This is a genomic window from Blastococcus sp. CT_GayMR16 (assembly GCF_004570875.1).
Classification (GTDB): Bacteria; Actinomycetota; Actinomycetes; order Mycobacteriales; family Geodermatophilaceae; genus Blastococcus_B.
The window spans coordinates 126,167-148,129 of sequence record NZ_SPQK01000006.1 but is presented as its reverse complement, the minus strand read 5'-3'; the positions used below and the strand labels follow the sequence as shown (position 1 = coordinate 148,129).

The following is a 21,963-nucleotide window of genomic DNA, read 5'->3' as shown; positions in this document are numbered from 1 at the left end:
AAGGAGCGGCCGCTTCCCCGGTCAAGGACGCGATCGACGCCCGCCCGCAGGAGGAGGAAAACGTATGGTCGGCGGCGTGCCGAGTCCGTCCAGCGCCGCACTCGGCCGCTCCCTCGCGGACGCCGACGCGGCAGCCGACTGGGCACGCAGCGGCGTCGTCCACCTCACCGGCCGCCCCGACGGACCCCCGCTGGTGCCGCCCGGTCATGGCGCGACCCGGGCCCGCGAGCTCGCCCACGCGATCGCCGCGGCGACGGCGGGGACCCGCTGCCCGGTGTCCGTCGACGGGCCGGCCCTCCTCGCCGAGCGGGCCGCCTTCACCGGCCACGTCCGGCGCGGCCCCGTCTCCCCCGGCGGGAGCTGCCGACTGCTCCCCACCGCGGACGGCTGGGCGGCCGTGTCCTGCGCGCGCGACGTGGATCCCCAGCTGCTCAGCGCTCTGGTCAGCGCGGAACTCGGCGCCGACCCCTGGCCCGGCGTCGCCGACTGGCTCCGGGTCCACCCGGGGAGCGACCTGGCCGAGCGGGCTCAGCTGCTCGGCATCGCGGCCGCACCCGTGCACCGGCCCCCTCCTCCCCCGCCGTTCCCGGCCCACCCCCCGCGATCGGTCGACGGCCTGCTCGTCGTCGACTTCAGCGCGCTGTGGGCCGGACCGCTGTGCGCCGCGCTGCTCGGCCTCGCCGGCGCCCGGGTGGTCAAGGTGGAGACCCCGTCCCGTCCGGACGGCGCCCGGCGGGGCGACCCCGCGTTCTACCGGCTCCTGCACGCGGGGCACCGGTCGGTGGTGCTCGATCCCGAGCTGCCTGCCGAGCGCCGCGCGCTGGCCGCGCTGGTGGCGGCCGCCGACATCGTGATCGAGGCGTCGCGGCCCCGCGCCCTCGCCGGGTTCGGGCTCGACGCGGCCGCCGCCGTCGCCGACGGGACGACCTGGATCTCCATCACGGCCGCCGGTCGGGACTCAGCCCGTGTCGGGTTCGGCGACGACGTCGCGGCCGGCGCCGGGCTCGTCGTCGCGGACGACGTCGGAGCGCCCCTCTTCTGCGGTGACGCGCTGGCCGATCCGCTCACCGGCCTGACCGCCGCCGCGCTCGCCCTCACCGCGCCCGCGGACGGTTCGGGCGTCCTCTGGGACGTCGCGATGGCCGACGTCGTGGCGGCCACGCTGCCCGACGGGCCCGAGCAGGCTCCCCGGGCCGCGGAGGCGTCCGCCTCGGGCTGGGTGCTCGAGACCGACGCCGGACAGGTTCCCGTCGCCCGTCCCCGTGGGCGGACCGTGGCGGGGACGGCGCCGGCGGCCGGTGCGCACACCGCCGAGGTGCTCGGCGAGCTCGGCATCCCGCTGCCGTGACCGGCGTGCTGCTCCGGAACGCCGAGGTCGACGGGCGGGCGGGCGTCGACCTGCGGCTGCGCGACGGCCGGATCGCCGAGATCGGTCCGTCGCTGGACCGGCGAGGCGAGGACGAACTGGACTGCCGGGGCGGCGCCGCGCTCCCCGGCCTCTGGGACGCCCACCTGCACCTGCTGGCGCTCGCCGCGGCCGACCGCTCGGTGCTCTGCGGCCCTCCCGCGGTCGACGACCGGGCGGCACTCGCGGCGGCACTCGGCGCGGCGGCCGCGGACCCGTCCGGGTGGGTGCGCGGGGTCGGCTACATCGAGACCGTGGCCGGAGACCTGGACGCGACCGCCCTGGACCGACTCCACGCGGTCCGTCCGGTGCGCATGCAGCACCGCAGCGGAGCACTGTGGATGCTCAACAGCGCGGCGATCGAGTGGCTGCGGCTGGCCGGGACGGACGCCCCCGGGATCGAGCGCGACGGCGCGGGCCGGCCCACCGGCCGGCTGTGGCGGTCCGACGCCGAGCTCCGCCGGCTGCTCCCCCAGGACCCGCCGCCCGACCTGAGGGCGGTCGGCGACCGGCTCACCCGGCTCGGCATCACGGCCGTCACCGATGCGACGCCGGACCTGGCGCCCGAGGCGCTGGCGGCCGTGACGGACGCGATGAAGAGCGGCGCGCTGCCGCAGCGGGTCCAGTTCCTCGGCGTACCCCTGGACCAGCCCGCTCCCGGAGTCCCCGGCGCGAGCGTCGGCCCGTACAAGATCGTGATCGCCGACTCCGCCCTGCCCGGCCTGGACGACCTCGCCGCCCGGATCGCCGGGGCCCACGCCGCCGGCCGCCCGGTCGCCGTCCACTGCGTCACGCGCGCGGCCCTCGTGCTGCTGCTGGCCGCCCTCGACGTCGCGGGCCCGCTTTCGGGCGACCGCATCGAGCACGCCGCGCTCGTGCCGGAGGAACTGGTGCCCGACCTCGCCCGCCGCGGGCTGACCGTCGTCACGCAGCCCGGCTTCCTGGCCCACCGGGGCGAGGACTACCTGGACGGCGTCCCCGAGGACGAGCACCGCGACCTGTACCGCTGCCGCAGCCTGCTGTCCGCCGGTGTGCCCCTCGCGCTGTCGAGCGACGCCCCCTACGGTCCGCTGGACCCCTGGGCGGTCATCGAGGCCGCCGTGACGAGGAGGACGGCCGCGGGACGGGTGGTCGCCGGGGACGAGCGCCTCGACCCTCGCCAGGCGCTGGCCGCCTACCTGGCCGACCCCGCCGCTCCGGGCACTCCCCGGAGGATCCGGACCGGGGCCGTCGCAGACGTGGTGCTGCTGGACCGCCCGTCGAGCACCGTCCTCGCCGGGCCGGACGCCGGAGCCGTGCGCGCGGTGCTCATCGGCGGCCGGCTGCGGTCGGGCACCTGACGGTCAGGCGACGAGCTCCTTGAGGGTCGCGACCGAGCGGAGCCGGGTGGCGTGGTCCTCCCCCAGCGGCGCGGCGTTGACCGTGGTCACCCCGGAGGCGGCGAACGCCGCCACCCGCTCGGCCACGTAGGAGCGCGGCCCGACCAGCGACACCCCACGGACCAGCTCGTCGGGCAGGGCGGCGGCGGCCTCGGCCCGCTGCCCGCCGAGGAACAGGTCCTGGACGGCGGCCGCCTCCTCCGGGAACCCGTAGCGGACGGCCAGGTCGTTGTAGAAGTTCTTGCCCTTGGCCCCCATGCCGCCGACGTAGAGCGCGAGGTGCTCGCGGACCTTCTGCAGGCCGCGCGCCTCCTCGTCCGGGTCGTCGGTGACCAGCACGTTGGTGTCGGCGACGATCTGCAGCGGCCCCAGCTCGGGGTCGCGCTTCGCGTTCCCGTCCTCCAGTGCCTTGCCGAACGCCTCGGCGCTGCCCTCGGGGTAGTAGAAGATCGGCTCCCAGGCCTCGAAGAGCTCCGCGGCCAGCGCGACGTTCTTCGGGCCCAGCGCGGCGAGCAGCATCGGGATCCGCGGACGCACCGGCCTGTTGATGAGCTTGAGCGGCTTGCCGAGCCCGCCGCCGCCGCGCTCGGGGCTGAGCGGGATCTGGATCTGCGGCCCGTCGTGCTCGAGCGGTTCGCGCCGCCACACCGTGCGGCAGATGTCGACGACCTCACGGGTGCGGGCCAGGGGCGCGGTGTAGGGAACCCCGTGGAAGCCCTCGACGACCTGCGGGCCGGACGCGCCGATCCCCAGCGTGAAGCGGCCGCCGGACACGTAGTCGAGGCCGGCGGCGGTCATGGCCAGCAGCGCGGGCGACCGCGAGTAGATGTTGAAGATGGCCGACGCGATCTCCAGCGTCGTCGTCCGGGCGGCCAGGTAACCGAGCTGGCTGACCGAGTCGAAGGAGTACGCCTCGGTGACGAAGACGATGTCGAGCCCCGCCGCCTCGTACTCGGCGATCACCCCGGCCGTCTCGGCGAAGTCCCCGCTGTAGGACATGGGCATGCCGATGCGCATGTGCTCTCCTCGATCCCGGCCGCAGTGCCGGAGACGATGGCGGCCCACCTCGGCGAGGAGGCCGGTGACGCTCGTGCCGTCGCGGCGCCCGTCAGCCGAGGGCTGACGGGGTGGCCGCGGGGCCGGTCAGTCGGACGCGGGGAGCGTGGCGGCCGACTTGATGCCGAGCTCACGGCCGTCGAACACCAAGGGGCCGGCGCCCGGCTTCGTCGCCAGCAACTCGAGGCCGCTGTCGGTGTCGGTGTAGCGCTTGCCGAGCAGGATCGGGGAACCGCTCCCACCCTGGTCCTCGACGGTGACGTCCTCGGTGGTCATCGCGCCGCCGGCGCACTGCAGCTCACCGTCGGTGGCTGCCGCCTTCACGACGATGACCTCCGCGGTGGACGTGGGCGTCCGCAACCGGCTGCCGACTTTCAGGCTCACGAGCCCTCCTCATGCTTCAACGGTGCCGATCGGCCCCGAGGCCGGATCGTCGGGCCGCCACCCCGCCGTGTCAATCGGCGACGGTGACGGAACCCTCTTGTCGTAAGGCTGACGATATACCGCCGCAACACCCCGTCCGCGCTAGGGACGCCGCGGCCGGTCCGGCGCTTCGCAGTCGTCCAGCATCGACCGGAGACCGGCCACGATCACGTCCATCGCGAAACCCCGGGCCGCGGGGCGGTGCATGCTCGCCCAGTGCCGGCTGAGCTGGTCGAGGGCAGGTAGATCGGGGGCGTCGTCCGGACGACGGCTGCGCCGCAGTTCGCGCTCCATCGTCGCGCGCCCGAGTCCGTAGGAGTGCACGACGCTGAAGGCCAGGGCCGCTTCCCGCTCCGGGAACCCCGCGTCCAGCAGGATCTGCACGTAGCCGTTCATCAGCCGCCAGCCCTCGGGCGTCGGCGGGATGTCGAACATCACCCGGTCCAGGCCGGGAAAGCTGCTCAGCACCTCGTTGCTGCGCTCGTTGAGCTCGCGCAACCGCTCGGTCCAGTCCCCGTAGTCCGGCGGCGGGACGGGAATCCCCGCCAGCACGGCGTCGACCAGCAGGACCATCAGGCCGCCCTTGTTGGGGACGTGGTGGTAGAGCGCCATCGTCGACACGTTCAGCTCGCGGGCCAGCGTGCGCATGCTGAGGGTCTCGAAGCCGTCGCGGACGCCCATCCGCAGGCCGGTCTCGACGATCTCGGCCACGCTGAGGGGACCCGTGGGTGCGGCCCGGCTCTCCGGGGACGCGGGCGCCGACCTGCGGGGTGCGACAGTCACGACGGGCTCCCTCCGCGGGTCCTGTCGCCACCCGGGTTGGTGGCGCCCCGAGCCGCGGTTCCGGTGGCCGGCCGGCCACCGAGGTGGGTTCGCGAGTGTAGTGGCTCCCCCTGCAGTGATGAAACTGCTGCCGGATACCCGGCGGGAGGGGGCCGGAAGGGCGGCGCCCGGAGATAGGAGGGACAGCGGAGTATCCATACCGTAAGGAACTCGGTACGGTGCAGGAAGTCCTCCCGGACCCGAGGAGTGGTACATGCGAGACGCCGTGATCTGCCAGGCAGTGCGATCCCCCGTCGGCAAGCGGAGCGGGGGGCTGTCGGGACTGCACGCGGTGGACCTCTCCGCCTCCGTCCTGGCGGCGCTGATCGAGCGCTCGGGCATCGATCCGGCGGTCGTCGACGACGTGTACTGGGGCTGCGTGACCCAGGCCGGTGAGCAGACCTACAACGTCGCCCGGAACGCCGTGCTGGCCGCGGGATGGCCCGAGTCGGTCCCCGGCACCAGCATCGACCGGCAGTGCGGGTCCTCCCAGCAGGCGGTGGCGTTCGCCGCCGCGACGGTCGTCAGCGGCCAGGCCGACGTCATCGTCGCCGGCGGGGTCGAGTCGATGAGCCGCGTGCCGATGGGCTCCTCCATCGGCGACGGCGCCCTCGGCGAGCCGTTCAGTCCCCGCTTCCTGGAGCGCTACGACGGCATCCGGCCCAACCAGGGCATCGGCGCGGAGATGATGGCCGAGCGCTGGGGCCTCTCCCGGACCCAGCTCGACGAGTACTCGCTCCGGTCACACGAGAAGGCCGCCAAGGCCCAGGCCGACGGCGCCTTCGACGCCGAGATCACCCCGGTCACCACGGACGACGGCACGGTCGTCGCCGACGAGGGCATCCGCCCCGGCGGGACGCTGGAGAAGCTGGCCTCGCTGAAGACCCCCTTCAAGGCCGACGGCGTGATCAGCGCCGGGAACGCGAGCCAGATCTCCGACGGCTCGGCCGCCCTGCTGGTGACCACGTCGGAGAAGGCCCGCGAGCTGGGGCTGCGCCCACTGGTGCGCATCCACACCACGGTCGTCGCCGGCGACGACCCGGTCATCATGCTGAGCGCCCCGATCCCGGCGACGCGGAAGGTGCTTGACCGGGCCGGACTGTCCATCGGTGACATCGGGGCCTTCGAGATCAACGAGGCCTTCGCGCCGGTGCCGCTGGCCTGGCTCGCCGAGACCGGTGCCGACTCCGAGCGGGTCAACCCGCGCGGCGGAGCGATCGCGCTCGGACACCCCCTGGGCGGCTCCGGCGCGCGCCTCATGACCACCCTCGTCCACCAGATGCAGGCGACCGGGACCCGGTACGGCCTGCAGACGATGTGCGAGGCCGGGGGTATGGCCAACGCCACGATCTTGGAACTGATCGGTACCTGATGATGTAGACGTCCCGGAACGACGCGGTTCCCCGGGCGTATCCGAGGGGCTGCCTCGAACCCTCACGAGGGGTGAGAACAAGCCCCGGTACGGGCGGACCAACCGGTTCGCCCCTTATCCTGGAGCCTCGTGCTCTCAGGAAGGAGGCAGGCGTGTCGACCCCAACGCGCAAGAATTCGCCCCGCAAGCGTCGTGCGCGCGGTTCGATCAGCGCTGAGGAGATCCTTCTCGGCGCCTACGAGCTCGCCTCCGAGGAGTCCCTGGACGCCCTGAGCATGCCGCGCCTCGCGCAGCGGCTCGACGTCGGCGTGACGAGCATCTACTGGTACTTCCGCAGCAAGGAAGAACTGCTCGACACGATGACCGAGCGGGCGATGGCGGAGTTCGACCGCAGCTTCGACCTCTCCCCGAACCTTCCCTGGGACGACTACGTCCGCACGTACTTCTGTCAGTTCCGCGAGGTGTTCCGGACCAACGGGCTCCTCTGCGACCTGATCGTCATGCGCACCGGCCCGCTCACGCCGGAGGCCACCCGGATCGCGGCGCAGCGCATCGATCTCGTGCTCGACGTCCTCGTGAAGGCCGGGTTCACGCCCGACGCCGCGATGTACGCCTACAGCGCGCTGTCGGTCTTCTCGCGCGGCCACCTGTTCCTCGAGCGCAGCTGGTCGGCCTCCGGCCGGCCGGAGTCGGCCAGCGAGGCGTTCGCGAGCACTCCCGGCCTGACGGTGCTCACCGCGATGGCCCAGCCGCACACGATGTCCATGACCAGCGACGAGGACTTCGAGTTCGGCCTGGAGAACAGCATCCGCGGCCTCCGGCTCCTGCTCGACGAGGAGTCCGACGAGCCGTGCGTCGCCCGCGCCCGGAGTGCCAAGGACGCCGTCCCCGCCGGCTGACCCGACCGACGAACGACAGAACCGCCGGCGCCCCCTCGGGGCGCCGGCGGTTCTCGTCTGTCGAGAGCCCTCAGGCAGTGGTGAGCAGGTCGGCCACCAACTGCCGGCGCAGCACCTTTCCGGTCGGGGTGTGCGGCAGCTCGGGCAGGATCGAGATGACGTCGGGCGTCTTCGAACCCCGCAGCCGCTGACGGACGAACTCGCGCAGCTCGTCGGCGGTGGCGGTCGACCCGGTCTTGACGACGACGAAGGCCGCGATCCGCTGGCCCCACTCCTCGTCCGGCACGCCGGCGACCGCGACGTCGACGACCGCCTCGTGCTCGGCGAGGACGTGCTCGATCTCGGCCGGGGCGATGTTCTCCCCGCCGCGGATGATCGTGTCGTCGGACCGGCCCTGGATGAACAGGAAGCCCTCGCTGTCGGCGTAGCCGCGGTCCCGCGTGACGAACCAGCCGTCGTCGTCGAGCTGGCTGCCCGCCTCGGCATACTCGCCGGCGACCTGCGAGCCCCGGACGACGAGGTCGCCCACGACGCCGGGAGGGCACTGCTGGCCGAACTCGTCGCGGACCTCGATGACCACGTTGGGCAGTGCCCGGCCCACCGAGCCCAGCCGTGCCTGCACCTCCGGGTCGTCGGACTCCAGTGCCGCCCGGTGGTCGTCGGGCCCGAGGACCGCGATCGAGGACGCCGTCTCGGTCAGGCCGTAGGCATTGACGAAACCGGCCTCCGGGAATCGCTGCAGGGCCCGCCGGAGGACGCCGGCGGAGATCTTCGCGCCGCCGTAGGAGATGGACCGGAGCGTGCTCGGTCCCTGGGCCTCGGTGGCCTCGAGCAGGTCCACGATCCGCGACAGCATGGTGGGCACGACCATGGCGTGGGTGACGCCCTCGTCGGTCACGATGCGCAGCCACTCCTCGGCGCTGAACCGGTCGAGGTAGAGGATCCGGCGGCCCGAGTAGAGGTTGGACAGCAGGTTCGCCACGGCCGCGATGTGGTACGGCGGCACGCTGACGATCGTCGCGTCGGTGTCCTCGCTGCCGGCGAACTCGACCGACCCGACGACGTAGGACGTGAGGTGCGTGTGCCGCAGCAGCGCGCTCTTGGGCGCCCCCGTCGTCCCGCTCGTCATCAGGATGATGGCGACGTCCTCGAGGTCGGGGTCGGCCGGGTCGGCGATCGGCTCGTGCTCGGTGCAGCGGGTGACCCACTCGTCGATGCTGATCGCCGACTCGTGCACCCGCGCCGGGTCCTCGGCGATGATGAAGGGGGCCTCGTGCCGGGAGAGGATCTCCTCGATCTGCTCGTCGGCCAGGCGGTAGTTGACCGGGAGGAACGGCAGGCCCGCGACCGAGGCGGCGAACATCGCCATCGGGAGGGCCGGCCCGTTGCCGCCCAGGAAGACGACCACCGTCGCGCCGCTCTCCTGGATGACGCCGGCGCCGCGGTGCGCCAGATCGCGCAGCCGTCCGCCGGTGACCCCGGATGCCCGCGGGCCCAGCAGGACGCGGTCCTCGAAGCCGGAGGCGATCATCTCGAGCAGGGTGGTCAGGTTCATCGCAGTCCTCGTGGCTCGGTGTCGTGCGCGAGGAGCCGTGCCGGCACGACTCTGTGCGGATCCGTGAACGTCCGCTCCCCCGGAAGCTGCCGGAACGGGAGCACAGGCGGTCTCCTCAGATGCGGAACGATCTGGGGAGCATCTTTACAGTAAGCAATACGGTATAACAAGGAGACGACCCCGAGACGCACCTGAGAGGCGACCGGGTCCCCCTTCAGTGTTGAGGAGTTGCCATGCCGCTGGCCATCACCGAGGACCATCAGTCCCTCGCCGACGTCGCCCGCGCGTTCCTGCGCGACAGCAAGGTGTCGGCCCAGGCGCGCGCGGCCCTGGAGTCCCCCGAGGCTCCCTCGTCCCGCGGCGACTTCTGGACGCGGATGGCCGGCATGGGCTGGACCGGGCTGCACCTCCCCGAGGAGTTCGGCGGCGAGGGCGCCGGTCTCGAGGAGCTGGCGGTCGTCGTCGAGGAGCTCGGCCGCTCGGTGGTCCCCGGCCCGTTCCTCGCCTCCGCCGTGGCCTCGGCGACCATCGACCGGGCGGGGTCGGACGCCCAGCGCGCCCGCTGGCTGCCCGGCTTCGCCGACGGCAGCACCGTCGCCGGGATCGCCCTCACCCCCGCCGCACCCGGCGTCGTGCGGACGGCCGACGGGCTCGCCGGTGACGCCGGCCCGGCGCTGGCCGGCCGCGCCGCCGACGTCCTGCTGGTCGTCAGCGGGGACGACGTCGTCGTGGTCGCCGCCACCGCCGAAGGAGTCACCGTGGAGCCGGTGACGGCTCTCGACCCGACGCAGGACCTCGCCCGCGTCCGGCTGGCCGGCGTCGCCGTCACCGAGGACGACGTCCTGCCCGGCGCGGCTGCGCTCCTCACCCGGCTGGCCCGCACCCTGGGTGCAGCCGAGGCCTCCGGCGGCGCCCGCGCGGCGCTGGACATGGCCCTGGAGTACGCGAAGGTCCGCGAGCAGTTCGGGCGGATCATCGGGTCGTTCCAGGCGATCAAGCACCACCTGGCCGAGATGCTGGTCCGGGCCGAGCTCGCCGTCGCGGTGGCCTGGGACGCGGCCCGCGCCGACGGCTCGCCGGAGCAGGCCGCCCTGGCGGCCGACGTGGCCGCCGCGATCGCACTGGACGCCTACATCACCAACGCCCAGGTGAACATCCAGATCCACGGCGGGATCGGCTTCACCTGGGAGCACGACGCGCACCTGTTCCTCCGCCGCGCGAGCAGCCTGGCGGCGCTGGTGGGCCCCGGAGACGCCGCGCGCCGGTCCGTCTACGCCCAGACGCTGTCGGGCACCCGCCGGGCGTACGGCGTCGACCTCCCCGAGGAGGCCGAGCAGTACCGCGTCGAGGCCCGGGCCTTCGTCGAGCGCTTCGACGCGACGCCCGAGGCGGACCGGCGCGCCCTGCTCGCCACCTCCGGGTACCTGATGCCGCACTGGTCCCCGCCGTACGGCCTGGGTGCCGGCCCCGTCCAGCAGCTGGTCCTCGAGGAGGAGCTCGCCGGCATCTCCATGCCCAACCTGGGCATCGGCTCGTGGCTGGTGCTCACGCTGACCCAGCAGGCCTCCCCCGAGCAGGTCGAGCGCTGGGTCGCACCGAGCCTGGCCGGCGAGCTCCGCTGGTGCCAGCTGTTCAGCGAGCCCGGTGCCGGGTCCGACGCCGCCGCCGTCAGCACCAAGGGCGTCCGCGTCGAGGGCGGCTGGCTGGTCAACGGCCAGAAGGTCTGGACCAGCGACGCGATGAACTGCAACCGCGGCCTGGCGACGGTCCGCACCAACCCGGACGCCCCCAAGCACAAGGGCATCACCGCGATGGCCATCGACATGAAGGCCCCGGGTGTGCAGGTGCGCCCCCTGCGGGAGATCACCGGTGAGGCGCTGTTCAACGAGGTCTTCTTCGATGACGTGTTCATCCCCGACTCCGACGTCGTCGGCGAGGTCGACAACGGCTGGACCGTGGCGCGGGCGACGCTCGGGAACGAGCGGGTCACCATCGGCGGGGGCAGCCGCGAAGGGCTGGCCGCCACCGAGCTGACCGAGCTGGCCGAGAAGTTCGCACCCGGCGACGGCGCCGCCACCGTCGCGGTGGGCGCGCTGATCGCGGAGGAACAGGCCATGGTGCTGCTGAACCTGCGGGCCGTGGCCCGCGCGCTGGCCTCCACGGGACCGGGGCCGGAGGGCAACATCACCAAGCTGCTGTCGGCCGAGCACGCCCAGCGGGTGACCGAGGAGGGCATGCGGATCGCCGGCCCCGCGGCGGTCATCGGCGAGACCCCGGAGCTCACCTTCGAGTACCTGTTCGACCGGTGCCTCACCATCGCCGGCGGCACCTCGGAGATCACGCGGAACGTGATCGCCGAGCGGATCCTGGGCCTCCCCCGCGACCCGCTGAACCGCTGACCCACTGAACGACCGGGAGGCCCGTCGGCCGGCGCTCGTCGCCGGCCGGACGGGCCTCTCGTCGCGTCAGCCGCGGATGCGCCGCTGGGCCTTGTGCCGGATCGCCCGCGGCTCGAACGAGAGGTCGTTGCGCGCGACGGTCTCCCCCGGGGCGACGAGCTCGTCGATCCGGTCGAGCGCCGCGTCGTCCAGGCGCAGGTCCGCGGCCGCCAGCTGGCTCTCCAGCTGCTCCATGGTGCGCGGCCCGATGATCGCCGAGGTGACGGCGGGGTGGGCCACGGTGAACGCCAGGGAGAGCCCGATCAGGTCGGTGCCGCTGTCCTTGGCCACCACCTCGAGCTCCGGCAGCAGGTCGAGCTTGCGGTCGGCCCCCGGGGAATCGATCCCCCACGGCCCCCGCCCGGTGCGGGCGAAGCGCGAGTCGCTGGGCATCGGCTCGTCCCGGCGGTACTTGCCCGTCAGCCAGCCGCCGTTGAGGGGGCTCCACACGATCACGCCCATGCCGTAGCGCTGGCAGGTGGGCAGCAGGTCGCGCTCGATGCCCCGCACGAAGATGGAGTACGGCGGCTGCTCCGAGCGCAGCCGTTCCGTACCGCGCCGCTCCGCGGCCCAGTGCGCCTCCACGATCGCCTCGGCCGGGAAGGTCGAGGAGCCGATCATCCGCACCTTGCCCTGCCGGACCAGATCGGTCAGGGCGCCGAGGGTGTCCTCGATGTCGGTGTTCTCGTCGGGCCGGTGCAGCTGGTACAGGTCGATGTAGTCGGTCCCGAGCCGCCGGAGGCTGTCCTCGCAGGCCTGGATGATCCAGCGACGCGAGGATCCGCGGCGGTTGGGGTCGCGGCCCATGGGGTTGTAGGACTTCGTAGCGAGGACGACGTCGTCGCGCCGTCCCTTGAGCGCCTGGCCCACGATCTCCTCGGACTCACCGCCGGAGTAGACGTCGGCGGTGTCGACGACGTTGATGCCGGCGTCCAGGGCGCGGTGGATGATCCGGACGCAGTCGTCGCGGTCGGTGTTGCCCATGCTGCCGAAGGCCATCGCCCCGAGCGTGAGCGTCGAGAACCGCACTCCGGACCGGCCGAGAACACGCAATTCCATGGTGGCTTCCTCACTGATCGCATCCGGGGAGCTGGGCAGCAGGCTCCGGCTCCGGCTCGGCCACTCTCCAGCAAGGGGGTGTCCAGGCACCCGCGCACCGTCGCAGCGACGGCCCCTCGTGCACCGTGTCCGACATCGGACCGCCTGACAAGCCCCTGGGCGGTTCGAACCGGCAGTGCGCAGCCGGCTCTCAGCCGACGGGGCGCTCCGTGGCGATGCCGCGGTCGAGGACGAGCGTGCCCTTCGCCGTGTGGGTGACGAAGACGATCCCGACGTCCTGCTGCCAGATCGAGGTCCGGAGCACGTCGCCCGGGACGACGGGGGCGGCGAAGCGCGCCGACATGGAGCCGAAGCGGTCGGGATCGCCGCCGTACACCGCCTGCAGGATCGCGCGACCGGCGAAGCCGTAGGTGCAGGCGCCCTGCAGGATCGGCCGGTTGAACCCACCCAGGGCGGCGTACTCGGGATCGGTGTGCAGCGGGCTGCGCTCGCCGGAGAGCCGGTACAGCAGTGCCTGCCACGGCATCGTCGCCTGCTCGACGACGGCGTCGGGCTTGCGCGTCGGCAGCTGCCACGTCGACGCGGGCCCACGGTCGCCGCCGAAGCCCCCCTCACCGCGCAGGAAGGCGCCGGAGACCATCTCGGCCAGCAGCCGGCCGGACGGGTCGGTCATCCGGTTGCTGAGCTCGACCAGCGCGCCGCTGCCCTTGTCGAAGATGGCGTCGACGCCGGCCTCCATGAGGGCCTCGCCGAACGGCGGCAGGGTTGCGTGCACCGTCAGCGCCTGGTCGGCGTGCAGGATCTTGGTGGCGTCGACGTCGTGCCACGGCTCCTCGCCGCCCCCGACCGCGAGCGCGATGGGGAAGGTCGGCAGCACGGCCTGCTCGAGGTCGATGGAGTTCTCGGTGGTGAACTCCAGCTCGAGCTCCGGGTCGTCGCTGCCCGCCCCGACACCCAGGGCGTAGAGGATCGCCCTGGTGGAGTCCCACGTCACCGTCGTCGGCGCGCGGTGATGTCCGACCGCGGACAGATCCAGTGGCATTGCAGCAGGCCCCTTAACGCTGGCGGACGGGATGGACGGCGCGACCCACGACGGACGGGCGGTTCACGCCGGCACGGGCACGGGCGCACGCGCTTGACCTCGCCACGTCGCCTCCTCGGTGAGGGAGATGTCACCGCCTCGTCACGAGCCGGTGACCCGCTGGATCTTCACCAGCAATCTAAGCCATGACGGCCCGGAATCGTGACGGGGGTCGCCCGAACGGACGTGTGCCCGCCACCGCCTGCCGGGGATTCCGGCGGGCGGTAGCGGGCAGGTCAGCTGCGGGTGTACAGATGCGGTCGTCTCAGCTGCCGGGCGTCACGAGGCGAGCGCCGTGTCGATGGCGGTGTCGCCCATGTAGCTGTGGGCCACGGCTTCGGCCGCCCCGTTGGCCGGCCCCTCCCACGCGACGACGCCGCGCCGGAGCACCATGGCGTTGTCGGCGAAGGCCAGCGCCCGCTCGACGTACTGCTCGATGAGCACCATCGTCGTGCCGCCGTCCTTGGCGATCCTCAGGGCCGCGTAGATGTCATCGATGATGAGCGGCGCCAGACCCAGCGACAGCTCGTCGACGACCATGAGCTTGGGGTCGGTCACCAGCGCGCGGCCGACGGCGAGCATCTGCTGCTCGCCACCGGAGAGCGTGGCCGCCTGCTGCTTGCGCCGCTTGCCCAGGATGGGGAAGTACTCGTACACCCGCTCCTCGGCCGCGGCCCGCTTGTCCTTCGCGCAGACCCGCACGCCGAGGCTGATGTTGTCGGCCACGCTGAGCGTCGGGAAGATCCCGCGCCCCTCGGGCAGGTAGGCAACCCCCTGTTTGGCGAGCACGTGACCGTGCGCCTTCGTGGTGTCCTCGCCGTCGATGGTGATCGACCCCGACGCCGCCGGCACGAGCCCGGCCAGGCACTGGGCGATGCTGCTCTTCCCGGCGCCGTTGGCCCCCAGGATGGCGAGGCACTGGCCCTGCGGGACGTCGAAGGAGACCCCGTCGACCGCCTGGGCCTCGCCGTAGACGATCCGAAGATCCTTGACCGACAGCAGTACGTCGCTCATGCCCCGACCTCCGTCGAACCGATGTATGCGGCCTGGACGGCCTTGTTCTTGCGGATCTCCGAGGGCGTTCCGGAGGCGATGAGCTTGCCGAAGTCGAGGACGAAGATCCGGGCACTGATCGACAGGACGAGGTCGATGTCGTGCTCGACGAGCACCGTGGCGATACCGCGCTCCCGGGAGAGGGTGGTGACCAGTTCGGCGAACCGGTCGGTCTCCCGCTGGTTCAGCCCGGCTGTCGGCTCGTCGAGGAGCAGCACCTTCGGGTCCATGCCCACGCACTGGGCGACGCCGACGAGGCGCCGCGTGCCCAGCGGCAGCTCCGCGGGCCCGAGGTGGGCCACGTCGCTGAGCCCGAGCGAGCCGAGCAGCAGGTCGGCCCGCTCCCGCTCGTCCTTGGTCATCTTCGGCCCGAAGGCGCTCTTGATGTCGCTCAGCAGGCTGCGGCCGGTCCGGACCCGGAAGGCCAGGACCAGATGCTGGCGGACGTCGAGGTCCTTGACCAGCTGCGGGGACTGGAACGTCCGCGCCATGCGGGCCTTCGCGAACGCCTGCGGGGCCCGCCCGGTCAACCGGGCACCTTCGAGGAAGACCTCACCCTTGACCGGGGGCTGCAGCCCCGAGGCCACCGCGAGCAGCGTGGACTTCCCGGCGCCGTTGGGACCGATGAGGCCGGTCACCTCGCCCGGGTAGGCCTGCATCGACACGTCGTCCAGCGCGCGGACGCCGCCGAACTGCACGGTCACGCCCTCGAGCTTGAGGGCTACCTCCTGGGTCACGATCTCGGGCCGCTCCTGCACGGCGGTCATCGGGAGCTCCCCACGGGGACCGGAGCGTTGGTGGACACGTCGGCACGGACTCCTTCGTCGTCACCGGGCGGGTTCGGCGGGTGCTGGGGCGTGAGTTTCCGCGCCAGCAGGCGGAAGGCCGACCGCAGCTGCGGGTTGATGCCCGCCGGGTTGGCCACGATCTGGATGGCCATCAGGCCGAAGAGCACGGCGGGGACGTCGGCCAGGCGGGTCGGCAGGAACGTGCCGAACAGGGCAGGTGCGACCGACAGGGACAGGCCCGCGGCCGCGAGGCCGCCGATGCTCGACGGGCCCTGGGCCACCGCGATGGCGAACCAGGTCAGGCCGAGTGCGGCGCTGTAGCCGGCCGGGAAGGCCACGTACTGGTAGCTGGCGATGATCCCGCCGGCCAGGCCGGCGATCGCGGCGCCCAGGGCGAACAGCGCCAACCGCGACCGGTAGATCGGGATGCCCAGCGTGGACGCCCGGACCCGGCTCGAGCGGATGGTCGCCAGGGCGAGGCCCGCGGTCGACCGGCGGAGCAGCGCGAGCACGCCGGCCACGACGAGGAAGACCGCGGTCGCGAAGTAGAAGAACTGGGTGTTGTCCAGCAGGTAGACCCCGGCGATGGTCGGGCGGTCGAGGAAGACCCCGGAGTCGTTGTTGGAGAAGGTCGGCCGCGTGTAGATGACCTGCTCGGCGAGGAGCGCGAACGCGAACGTGGTGATCGCGGCGTAGAGCTGCCCGAGGGGCAGGCAGACCACGCCGACCACGAGCCCGCACAGCGCGGCGACGACGGCACCGATGATCAGCGACGTCGTGACGTCCCAGCCATATGTCGTCGACAGCTGCGCCGCGGCGATCGCCCCGATCCCCACGAACGAGATCTGGCACAGGCTCACGACGTTGGTCTCGCCCGTGACCGGGCGGATGGACAGCAGCGCGATGCCGTAGGCCATGCCGAGCGCGATCACGCCGACCCAGAACTGCTCGAACACGATCGGGACGAGGAACACGACGACGGCGAGGACGGCCCAGCCGACCCAGCGGTCCCAGGCCCCGCGCTGGTCGCGCATGACGGCGTGGACGTGCGCCTCGTTGGACTCGGCCTTGGTGCTGAGCCGGGCCACCTCACGCGACTGGGTGTCGTCGCGGACGCCGGCGCTGCGGATCTGTACCAGGATGGCGATCAGCATGAAGAGGAACGGCATGCTGGGACGCAGCGCCGTGGCGAGCAGGCCCTCGTCAGGCAGGTACGGGATGACGACCGACTGGGCGACGCCGACGGCGAGTGCGCCGAAGAAGCCCCACCAGAGGTTGGTCAGCCGGCCGATGACGACACCGGCGAAGGACGCCGCCACGACGTTGGCGAACCCGATGGCCGACAGGCCGACCGACGGCATGATCAGGATGCCGGCGAGTCCGGCGATCGCCGTGCCGACCATCCACGTCCCGGCGACGACCTTGCCGGGGTTGGTACCGGTGAGCACGGTCATCATCTGCGAGTCGACGGCGCCACGGGTGATCAGGCCGGCCGAGGTCTTGTTCAGCACGAGGTAGCCGACGCCGGCGATGAGCGCGGCCACGACCAGGATCAGCAGCTGCTCGTCGCTCACCGACACGCCACCGAGCTTGAGCGCCTGGCCGGAGTTCTGGATGATGCCCTTCGGCTGGACGATCGTCTCGTGGCCGAAGATCACGCTCGTGCCGGCCGTCAGCGCGACGGAGAGGCCGATCATGGCGGCCAGCCGGGCGAGCGGGGTGGCGGAGCTGAGCCGGCCCAGCAGGACGGCCCACAGGAACAGGCCCAGCACTGGCGCGATCACGAGGACGGCGATGGCCGCGGCGAGGTAGGAGTTCAGGCCCACGTCATTGACGAGCCAGTAGAAGCAGTAGGCGATGAAGAACGCCATACCGCCCTGCGCGAAGTTGAAGACGCGCGAGGCGTTGTACGTGATCACGAGGGCCATGGCCGAGATCGCGTACACCGCCCCTACGGCGAGTCCGGCGATCAGGTAGCTCAGCACGATGGGCGCTCCTGGAGCTCGAGGCTCGGTCGGGGGTGTGAGGGTGGGCCTTCGGTGTCGGACGGGCACTCGGGCCCTTATCGAAAGCCCTACCGTTGACTCACTGAGGCGAACGGTAGGAGATGACCCACATCACGTCAATGATTTGGGCGAACCTTCCGCACTCGTTCCGCATCTCCGGTCCGGAGGGCGGGTGACGCTGCGTCAATAACGCGGCCCGCAGCAGTCCCCGGGGACGTCCGGGGGAACGTGCGGGAACACCTGCGGGACCGCCGTCGGACCGGTGTGGCGGCCCGGACGACGATCGAGCGGGGGGGAACGGGTCGGGCGGGGGAATGCGTCAGCGGCCGCGCTTGACCTCGTTGAAGGGCACGTCGCGGTCGGCGGCGTGCTCCCGCGGCATGCCGAGGATGCGCTCGCTGATGATGTTGCGGGCCATCTCGGTGCTGCCGCCGCCGAGGCTCGCGCCCTGGCGCATCAGGTAGTGCTGTCCGGCGTAACCCGCGCTGCGCTGGCCGGCCGGGCCGGTGACCGCCGCGCTGCCGGCGATGGCCACCTCGTAGTCGACGTGCTGCTGGTCGGTCTCGGCGTGGAAGAGCCGGATGATCGACGCCGACGGTCCAGGGAACTGGCCCTTCTCGACCGCCGAGACGATGCGGCCGATTAGTGCCTCCTGGACCTTCTCCTGCGCGTAGGCCTCACCCACGAGCTCCTTGACCCGCGGGTCGTCGCCCTGGCCGGTCTCGCGTGCCAGCTCGGCGAGGTCGAGCTTCGCCGTCCCGGCGCTGCGGGCCCCCTGACCGCTCACGTAGGGCGAGCCGCCGCCGACGGCCGTCCGCTCGTGGAACAGCTGCCGCGAGCCCACGGTCCAGCCGCCGTTGACCTCGCCGACGACGGAGCTCGCCGGCACGACGAGGTCGTCGAAGAACTCCTCGCAGAACTCCGTCGACCCGTTCACCTGGGTGATCCGGCGCATGGTGATGCCCGGCGCCTTGGTGGGGATGAGGAACATCGTCAGGCCGCGGTGCTTGGGCACGGTCGCGTCCGTCCGCGTCAGGCACAGCCCGAAGTCGGCGGCGTAGGCGCTGGTGCTCCAGGTCTTCGCCCCGTTGATCCGGAAGACGTCGCCGTCCCGGTCGGCTCGGGTGATCAGGCCCGCGAGGTCGGAGCCACCGCTGGGCTCGGACAGGAACTGGACGAGCACCTCGTCGCCGCGCAGCACCTTGGGCAGGTGCTCGAGCTTCTGCTCCTCGGTGCCCATGTCGAGGATCACCGGTGCGCAGATGGACAGCGTCGGCACGTTGAGCAGCAGCGGCATCTCGTAGGGCAGCGACTCCTCCGTGAACGCGTGCTGGTGCGCCTCGGAGAGGCCCAGGCCGCCGTACTGCTTCGGGTAGCAGATTCCGGCGAACCCGCCGTCCCAGAGCGTGCGCTGGAGCTCGCGGGCGCGGACCCAGGCGGCGTCGTCGTCGCCCTCGGGTGCGACGTCGTCGGTCGCCTCGGGCAGCCGGGGCATGTTCTCGGCCAGCCAGGCGCGCGCCCGGAGCCGGAAGGACTCCACCGTCTCCATGCCGTCGGGACCGGTGGTCACCGGAGCGGCCGTTGCCTGGCTCATGCGATCTCCTTCTCGGCGCTGATGAGGTCGGCGATCCGCCGACGATGCTCCTCGGGGGTGCCGTACATCGCCCGGTTGACCGTGACGCGGCGAAGGTAGAGGTGCAGGTCGTGCTCCCACGTGACGCCGATCCCGCCGTGCATCTGGACGCAGTCCTGCACGATCTGGGGTGCCTTGGCGCCGACGTAGGACTTCGCCGAGCTGACCAGCGTCGCGGCCTCCGGGCTGCCGGCCTGGACCGCTCGGGCGGCCGCCAGCGAGATCGCGGCGCTGCCCTCCGCCCAGGTCTTCATGTCGGCGAACCGGTGCTTGAGCGCCTGGTAGGAGGCCAGCGGGCGGCCGAAGGTGTAGCGGTCGAAGGCCCACTGCACGGTGAACTCGAAGACCCGGAAGATCGCGCCCACGGTCTCGGCGGTCTGCAGCACGACCGCGACCTGCAGCTGCCGCTCCACGGCGTCGGCGGCCGCGCCGGGACGGCCGACGACGGCATCCACGCCGACCTCCACGCCGTCGAAGCGCACCTCGCCGAAGCGCCGCACCAGGTCCAGGCTCCAGGTCGGCGTCACCGTGACGCCGTCGGTGGCCGCCGGCACGAGGAACTGGGTGGGCCCCTCGTCGGTGGTGGCCGTCACGAGCAGCAGGTCCGCCTGGTCGGCGACCTCCACCCGGTCCTTCACGCCGTCGAGCACATAGGTCTCGCCCTTGCGGTTGGCGGTCAGTCCCGGGGACAGCGGGGTGAAGCCGCTGCCGGGCTCGTAGACCGCCCAGGTGCCGATCAGCTCACCGGCCGCCAGCTGCTCGAGCTCCGCGCTGTGGTCGGGGCCGTCCGTCGCGGCGAGCAGGCCGGCGATCACCGTGTTCGTCGCCAGGAGGGGCGCCGGTGCGACGGTGCGCCCCAGCTCCTCGGCGAGGACGGCGAGGTCGAGCAGCCCCTCGCCGGAGACACTGCCCCCGCCGGACTCCTCGGGGATCAGCAGCGCGGCCCAGCCGAGCTCGGCGCCGCGGTCCCACCACGACCGCTCGAACCCCTGGTCGCGCTTGGCCAGCTCGCGGACCGCGGTGAGCGGCATGGTCTTGTCGATGAAGTCGCGCGTCGCCTCGACGAACAACTTCTGATCGGGAGACAGGTCGAGGTCCACCTCGGGTCCCTTCTTCGCGGCGGTCGGGGCCCGGCGGACCGGTGCGTCGGGCCGCAGGCCCGGCCGGGCATGCTGCCCGCGAGCGCCTCAACGGGACACCCCCGGAAGGCGGTCGCAGCCGCCAGCGGATGCATCGTGACCCAGGCCTCAGTCCCCTGTCAAATGCGCTACCGTAAGCCTCCCCGCAATTGCTCGCCGTCCGCGCAGCTCCCCTCGGAAGGGGCCCCCTCCTCGTGTCCGACCCGACCTCTCCCGCGTCCACGGCGAACGGGCTGCTGCCCGCCGATCCCTCGTTCCCGGCCACCCCCCAGGCCGTCGCGGACATGCTGCGCGCGGTCGGCTACCTGCCCGACGAGACGATCGCCGGCACCGTCCACCTCGCGCACGGGCTCGAGAAGCCGATCCTCGTCGAAGGCCCCGCCGGCACCGGGAAGACCGAGCTCGCCAAGTCCGTGGCCCTGGCGACCGGGGCGCGGCTGATCCGGCTGCAGTGCTACGAGGGCCTCGACGAGTCGAAGGCCCTGTACGAGTGGGACTACCGCAAGCAGCTGCTCCGCATCCAGGCGGGGCAGGTGGCCGGCGGAGAGAACGGCTCCGGGTGGTCCGATGTGGAGGCGGACATCTTCAGCGAGCACTACCTGCTCCGCCGGCCGCTGCTGGAGGCGATCCGGGCCGAGGACCGGGTCGTGCTGCTCATCGACGAGGTGGACCGGCTCGACGTGGAGACCGAGGCGCTGCTGCTCGAGGTGCTGTCGGACTACCAGGTCTCCATCCCCGAGCTCGGCACGGTCACCGCCCGGCAGCGCCCGCTGGTCTTCCTGACGTCGAACAACAGCCGCGAGCTCTCCGAGGCGCTCAAGCGCCGCTGCCTGTTCCTGCACGTCGGCTACCCGACGCCCGAGCGGGAGCGCGACATCGTGCTGAGCCGGGTCCCGGGCGTCAGCGAGCACCTCGCCGACCAGGTGGCGGCGGCGGTCGCCTCCCTGCGGCGGATGGACCTGAAGAAGCGGCCGTCGGTGTCGGAGACCGTCGACTGGGCGCGCACCCTGCTGATGCTCGGGGTCGCCGAGGTGGACGGCGAGGCGCTGCTGCGCCACCTGCACGTGCTGCTCAAGCACCAGAGCGACATCGAGCGCGCGACGGGCGAACTCACCGGGCGCGGCACCGGCGCACGCTGATGCGCGGGGGCTCAGCCGTTCTCGGCGAGGAAGCGCGACACCCGGTCCTGGCAGCGGACGTCCGTCGTCGTGGCCATGTGGTCCACGCCGGGCAGGACGACGGCCCGCGCGTCGGCGAAGGCAGCGGCCAGCCGGTCGGCCGGTCCGACCGCGTCCCGCTCCCCCACCACGATCAGCGTCGGGCAGGTCACCGCCGCGAGCTGCTCCGGGGACGGCAGGGACGGCGCCGTCCGGAGGTAGCCGGCGACGCGCACGGGGTCGTTCCCGGCCGACCGCGCCAGCCGCTGGAAGATGCGCACGCGCGGGTCCCCGTCCTCGGTGTCGCTCTCCAGCGCGGCGGCCAGGTCCAGGGCGCCGCTGTCGCCCTCCTCCCCCGCACCCCAGCTGCGGTCGCCGATGCCGAGCAGCGCCAGGCGGCGGAACGCCTCCGGTACGGCCACCGCGACGCGGGCCAGCAGCATCGCCCCGGCGGAGAACCCGACGGCGTCCACCAGCCCGTGGCCGGAGACCACCTCGGTCAGCTCCCGCACGGCCGCGTCGCCGTCCAGCGGTGTGGTGGAGCCGCCGTGGCCGGGCAGTTCGAAGCCGACGGCGGTCCGGTCGTCGAGGCCGAGGATGTCCACCCAGCCGGTGCGCTGCCAGTTGTGCTCGAACGAGGAGCCGATGCCGTGCACCAGCAGGACCGGCGGCAGCGGAGAGTTCGGCACGCCGGGAGC

At 72.6% G+C, this 21,963-nt stretch carries 18 protein-coding genes; 6 read left to right on the top strand and 12 right to left on the bottom strand.

Annotated elements, in window-relative coordinates; all coding sequences use genetic code 11:
* The first annotated feature begins 76 nt into the window (after positions 1–76).
* Positions 77–1,348, top strand: coding sequence for a CoA transferase (locus E4P38_RS09600; RefSeq protein ID WP_209309026.1), 1,272 nt, complete (start codon positions 77–79; stop codon positions 1,346–1,348).
* Positions 1,345–2,745 carry an amidohydrolase family protein gene (locus tag E4P38_RS09595; RefSeq protein ID WP_135131563.1) on the top strand — a complete coding sequence of 467 codons (1,401 nt, stop codon included), beginning with the start codon at positions 1,345–1,347 and terminating at the stop codon, positions 2,743–2,745. Before E4P38_RS09600 ends, E4P38_RS09595 begins: the two co-directional genes overlap by 4 nt.
* A gap of 3 nt (positions 2,746–2,748) precedes the next feature.
* Here the strand turns inward: E4P38_RS09595 and E4P38_RS09590 are convergent, their stop codons facing one another.
* The 3 genes from E4P38_RS09590 to E4P38_RS09580 form a co-directional block, all read right to left on the bottom strand.
* Entirely contained in the window at positions 2,749–3,801 is a 1,053-nt protein-coding gene (locus E4P38_RS09590; RefSeq protein WP_135131562.1) for an LLM class F420-dependent oxidoreductase, read from the bottom strand.
* 126 nt (positions 3,802–3,927) lie between these two features.
* Positions 3,928–4,224: a hypothetical protein gene (locus E4P38_RS09585; protein WP_135131561.1), complete on the bottom strand. Its 297-nt coding sequence runs from the start codon at positions 4,222–4,224 to the stop codon at positions 3,928–3,930.
* Between the two features lie 141 nt (positions 4,225–4,365).
* Positions 4,366–5,046, bottom strand: coding sequence for a TetR/AcrR family transcriptional regulator (locus tag E4P38_RS09580; RefSeq protein ID WP_209309025.1), 681 nt, complete (start codon positions 5,044–5,046; stop codon positions 4,366–4,368).
* A 253-nt stretch (positions 5,047–5,299) separates the two neighbouring features.
* Between E4P38_RS09580 and E4P38_RS09575 the strand changes: the two genes are divergently transcribed.
* Together E4P38_RS09575 and E4P38_RS09570 are read left to right on the top strand one after the other, a co-directional pair.
* Positions 5,300–6,457, top strand: coding sequence for a thiolase family protein (locus E4P38_RS09575; protein WP_135131558.1), 1,158 nt, complete (start codon positions 5,300–5,302; stop codon positions 6,455–6,457).
* Between the two features lie 152 nt (positions 6,458–6,609).
* Positions 6,610–7,356: a TetR family transcriptional regulator gene (locus E4P38_RS09570; protein WP_167760508.1), complete on the top strand. Its 747-nt coding sequence runs from the start codon at positions 6,610–6,612 to the stop codon at positions 7,354–7,356.
* Between the two features lie 70 nt (positions 7,357–7,426).
* Here E4P38_RS09570 and E4P38_RS09565 read toward each other — a convergent pair whose 3' ends face one another.
* Positions 7,427–8,911: a class I adenylate-forming enzyme family protein gene (locus E4P38_RS09565; protein WP_135131555.1), complete on the bottom strand. Its 1,485-nt coding sequence runs from the start codon at positions 8,909–8,911 to the stop codon at positions 7,427–7,429.
* A gap of 233 nt (positions 8,912–9,144) precedes the next feature.
* On the opposite strand from E4P38_RS09565, the gene E4P38_RS09560 reads away from it, so the two are divergent.
* The gene (locus E4P38_RS09560) at positions 9,145–11,310 is read left to right on the top strand and encodes an acyl-CoA dehydrogenase (protein WP_135131554.1); all 2,166 of its coding nucleotides are present in this window, start codon (positions 9,145–9,147) and stop codon (positions 11,308–11,310) included.
* A 66-nt stretch (positions 11,311–11,376) separates the two neighbouring features.
* Here E4P38_RS09560 and E4P38_RS09555 read toward each other — a convergent pair whose 3' ends face one another.
* The 7 genes from E4P38_RS09555 to E4P38_RS09525 form a co-directional block, all read right to left on the bottom strand.
* A complete protein-coding gene (locus tag E4P38_RS09555; protein ID WP_135131552.1) occupies positions 11,377–12,408 on the bottom strand; it encodes an aldo/keto reductase in 1,032 nt (343 codons plus the stop codon).
* 190 nt (positions 12,409–12,598) lie between these two features.
* Positions 12,599–13,450, bottom strand: coding sequence for a MaoC/PaaZ C-terminal domain-containing protein (locus tag E4P38_RS09550; protein WP_135131551.1), 852 nt, complete (start codon positions 13,448–13,450; stop codon positions 12,599–12,601).
* Positions 13,451–13,768: 318 nt separating this feature from the next.
* Positions 13,769–14,503, bottom strand: a complete 735-nt coding sequence (locus tag E4P38_RS09545; protein WP_135131550.1) for an ABC transporter ATP-binding protein — start codon at positions 14,501–14,503, stop codon at positions 13,769–13,771.
* Positions 14,500–15,309: an ATP-binding cassette domain-containing protein gene (locus tag E4P38_RS09540; protein WP_135131549.1), complete on the bottom strand. Its 810-nt coding sequence runs from the start codon at positions 15,307–15,309 to the stop codon at positions 14,500–14,502. Before E4P38_RS09540 ends, E4P38_RS09545 begins: the two co-directional genes overlap by 4 nt.
* Entirely contained in the window at positions 15,306–17,315 is a 2,010-nt protein-coding gene (locus E4P38_RS09535) for an ABC transporter permease (RefSeq protein ID WP_135131547.1), read from the bottom strand. The genes E4P38_RS09540 and E4P38_RS09535 overlap by 4 nt, the downstream gene beginning before the upstream one ends.
* Before the next feature lie 340 nt (positions 17,316–17,655).
* Positions 17,656–18,930: an acyl-CoA dehydrogenase family protein gene (locus E4P38_RS09530; RefSeq protein WP_135131545.1), complete on the bottom strand. Its 1,275-nt coding sequence runs from the start codon at positions 18,928–18,930 to the stop codon at positions 17,656–17,658.
* A complete protein-coding gene (locus tag E4P38_RS09525) occupies positions 18,927–20,069 on the bottom strand; it encodes an acyl-CoA dehydrogenase family protein (RefSeq protein WP_135131544.1) in 1,143 nt (380 codons plus the stop codon). Before E4P38_RS09525 ends, E4P38_RS09530 begins: the two co-directional genes overlap by 4 nt.
* 233 nt (positions 20,070–20,302) lie before the next feature.
* Here E4P38_RS09525 and E4P38_RS09520 point away from each other — a divergent pair, with 233 nt between their 5' ends.
* Positions 20,303–21,247: a MoxR family ATPase gene (locus tag E4P38_RS09520; protein WP_245160914.1), complete on the top strand. Its 945-nt coding sequence runs from the start codon at positions 20,303–20,305 to the stop codon at positions 21,245–21,247.
* An 11-nt stretch (positions 21,248–21,258) separates the two neighbouring features.
* Here E4P38_RS09520 and E4P38_RS09515 read toward each other — a convergent pair whose 3' ends face one another.
* Positions 21,259–21,954, bottom strand: coding sequence for an alpha/beta hydrolase (locus tag E4P38_RS09515; RefSeq protein WP_135131543.1), 696 nt, complete (start codon positions 21,952–21,954; stop codon positions 21,259–21,261).
* Between the last annotated feature and the right edge of the window lie 9 nt (positions 21,955–21,963).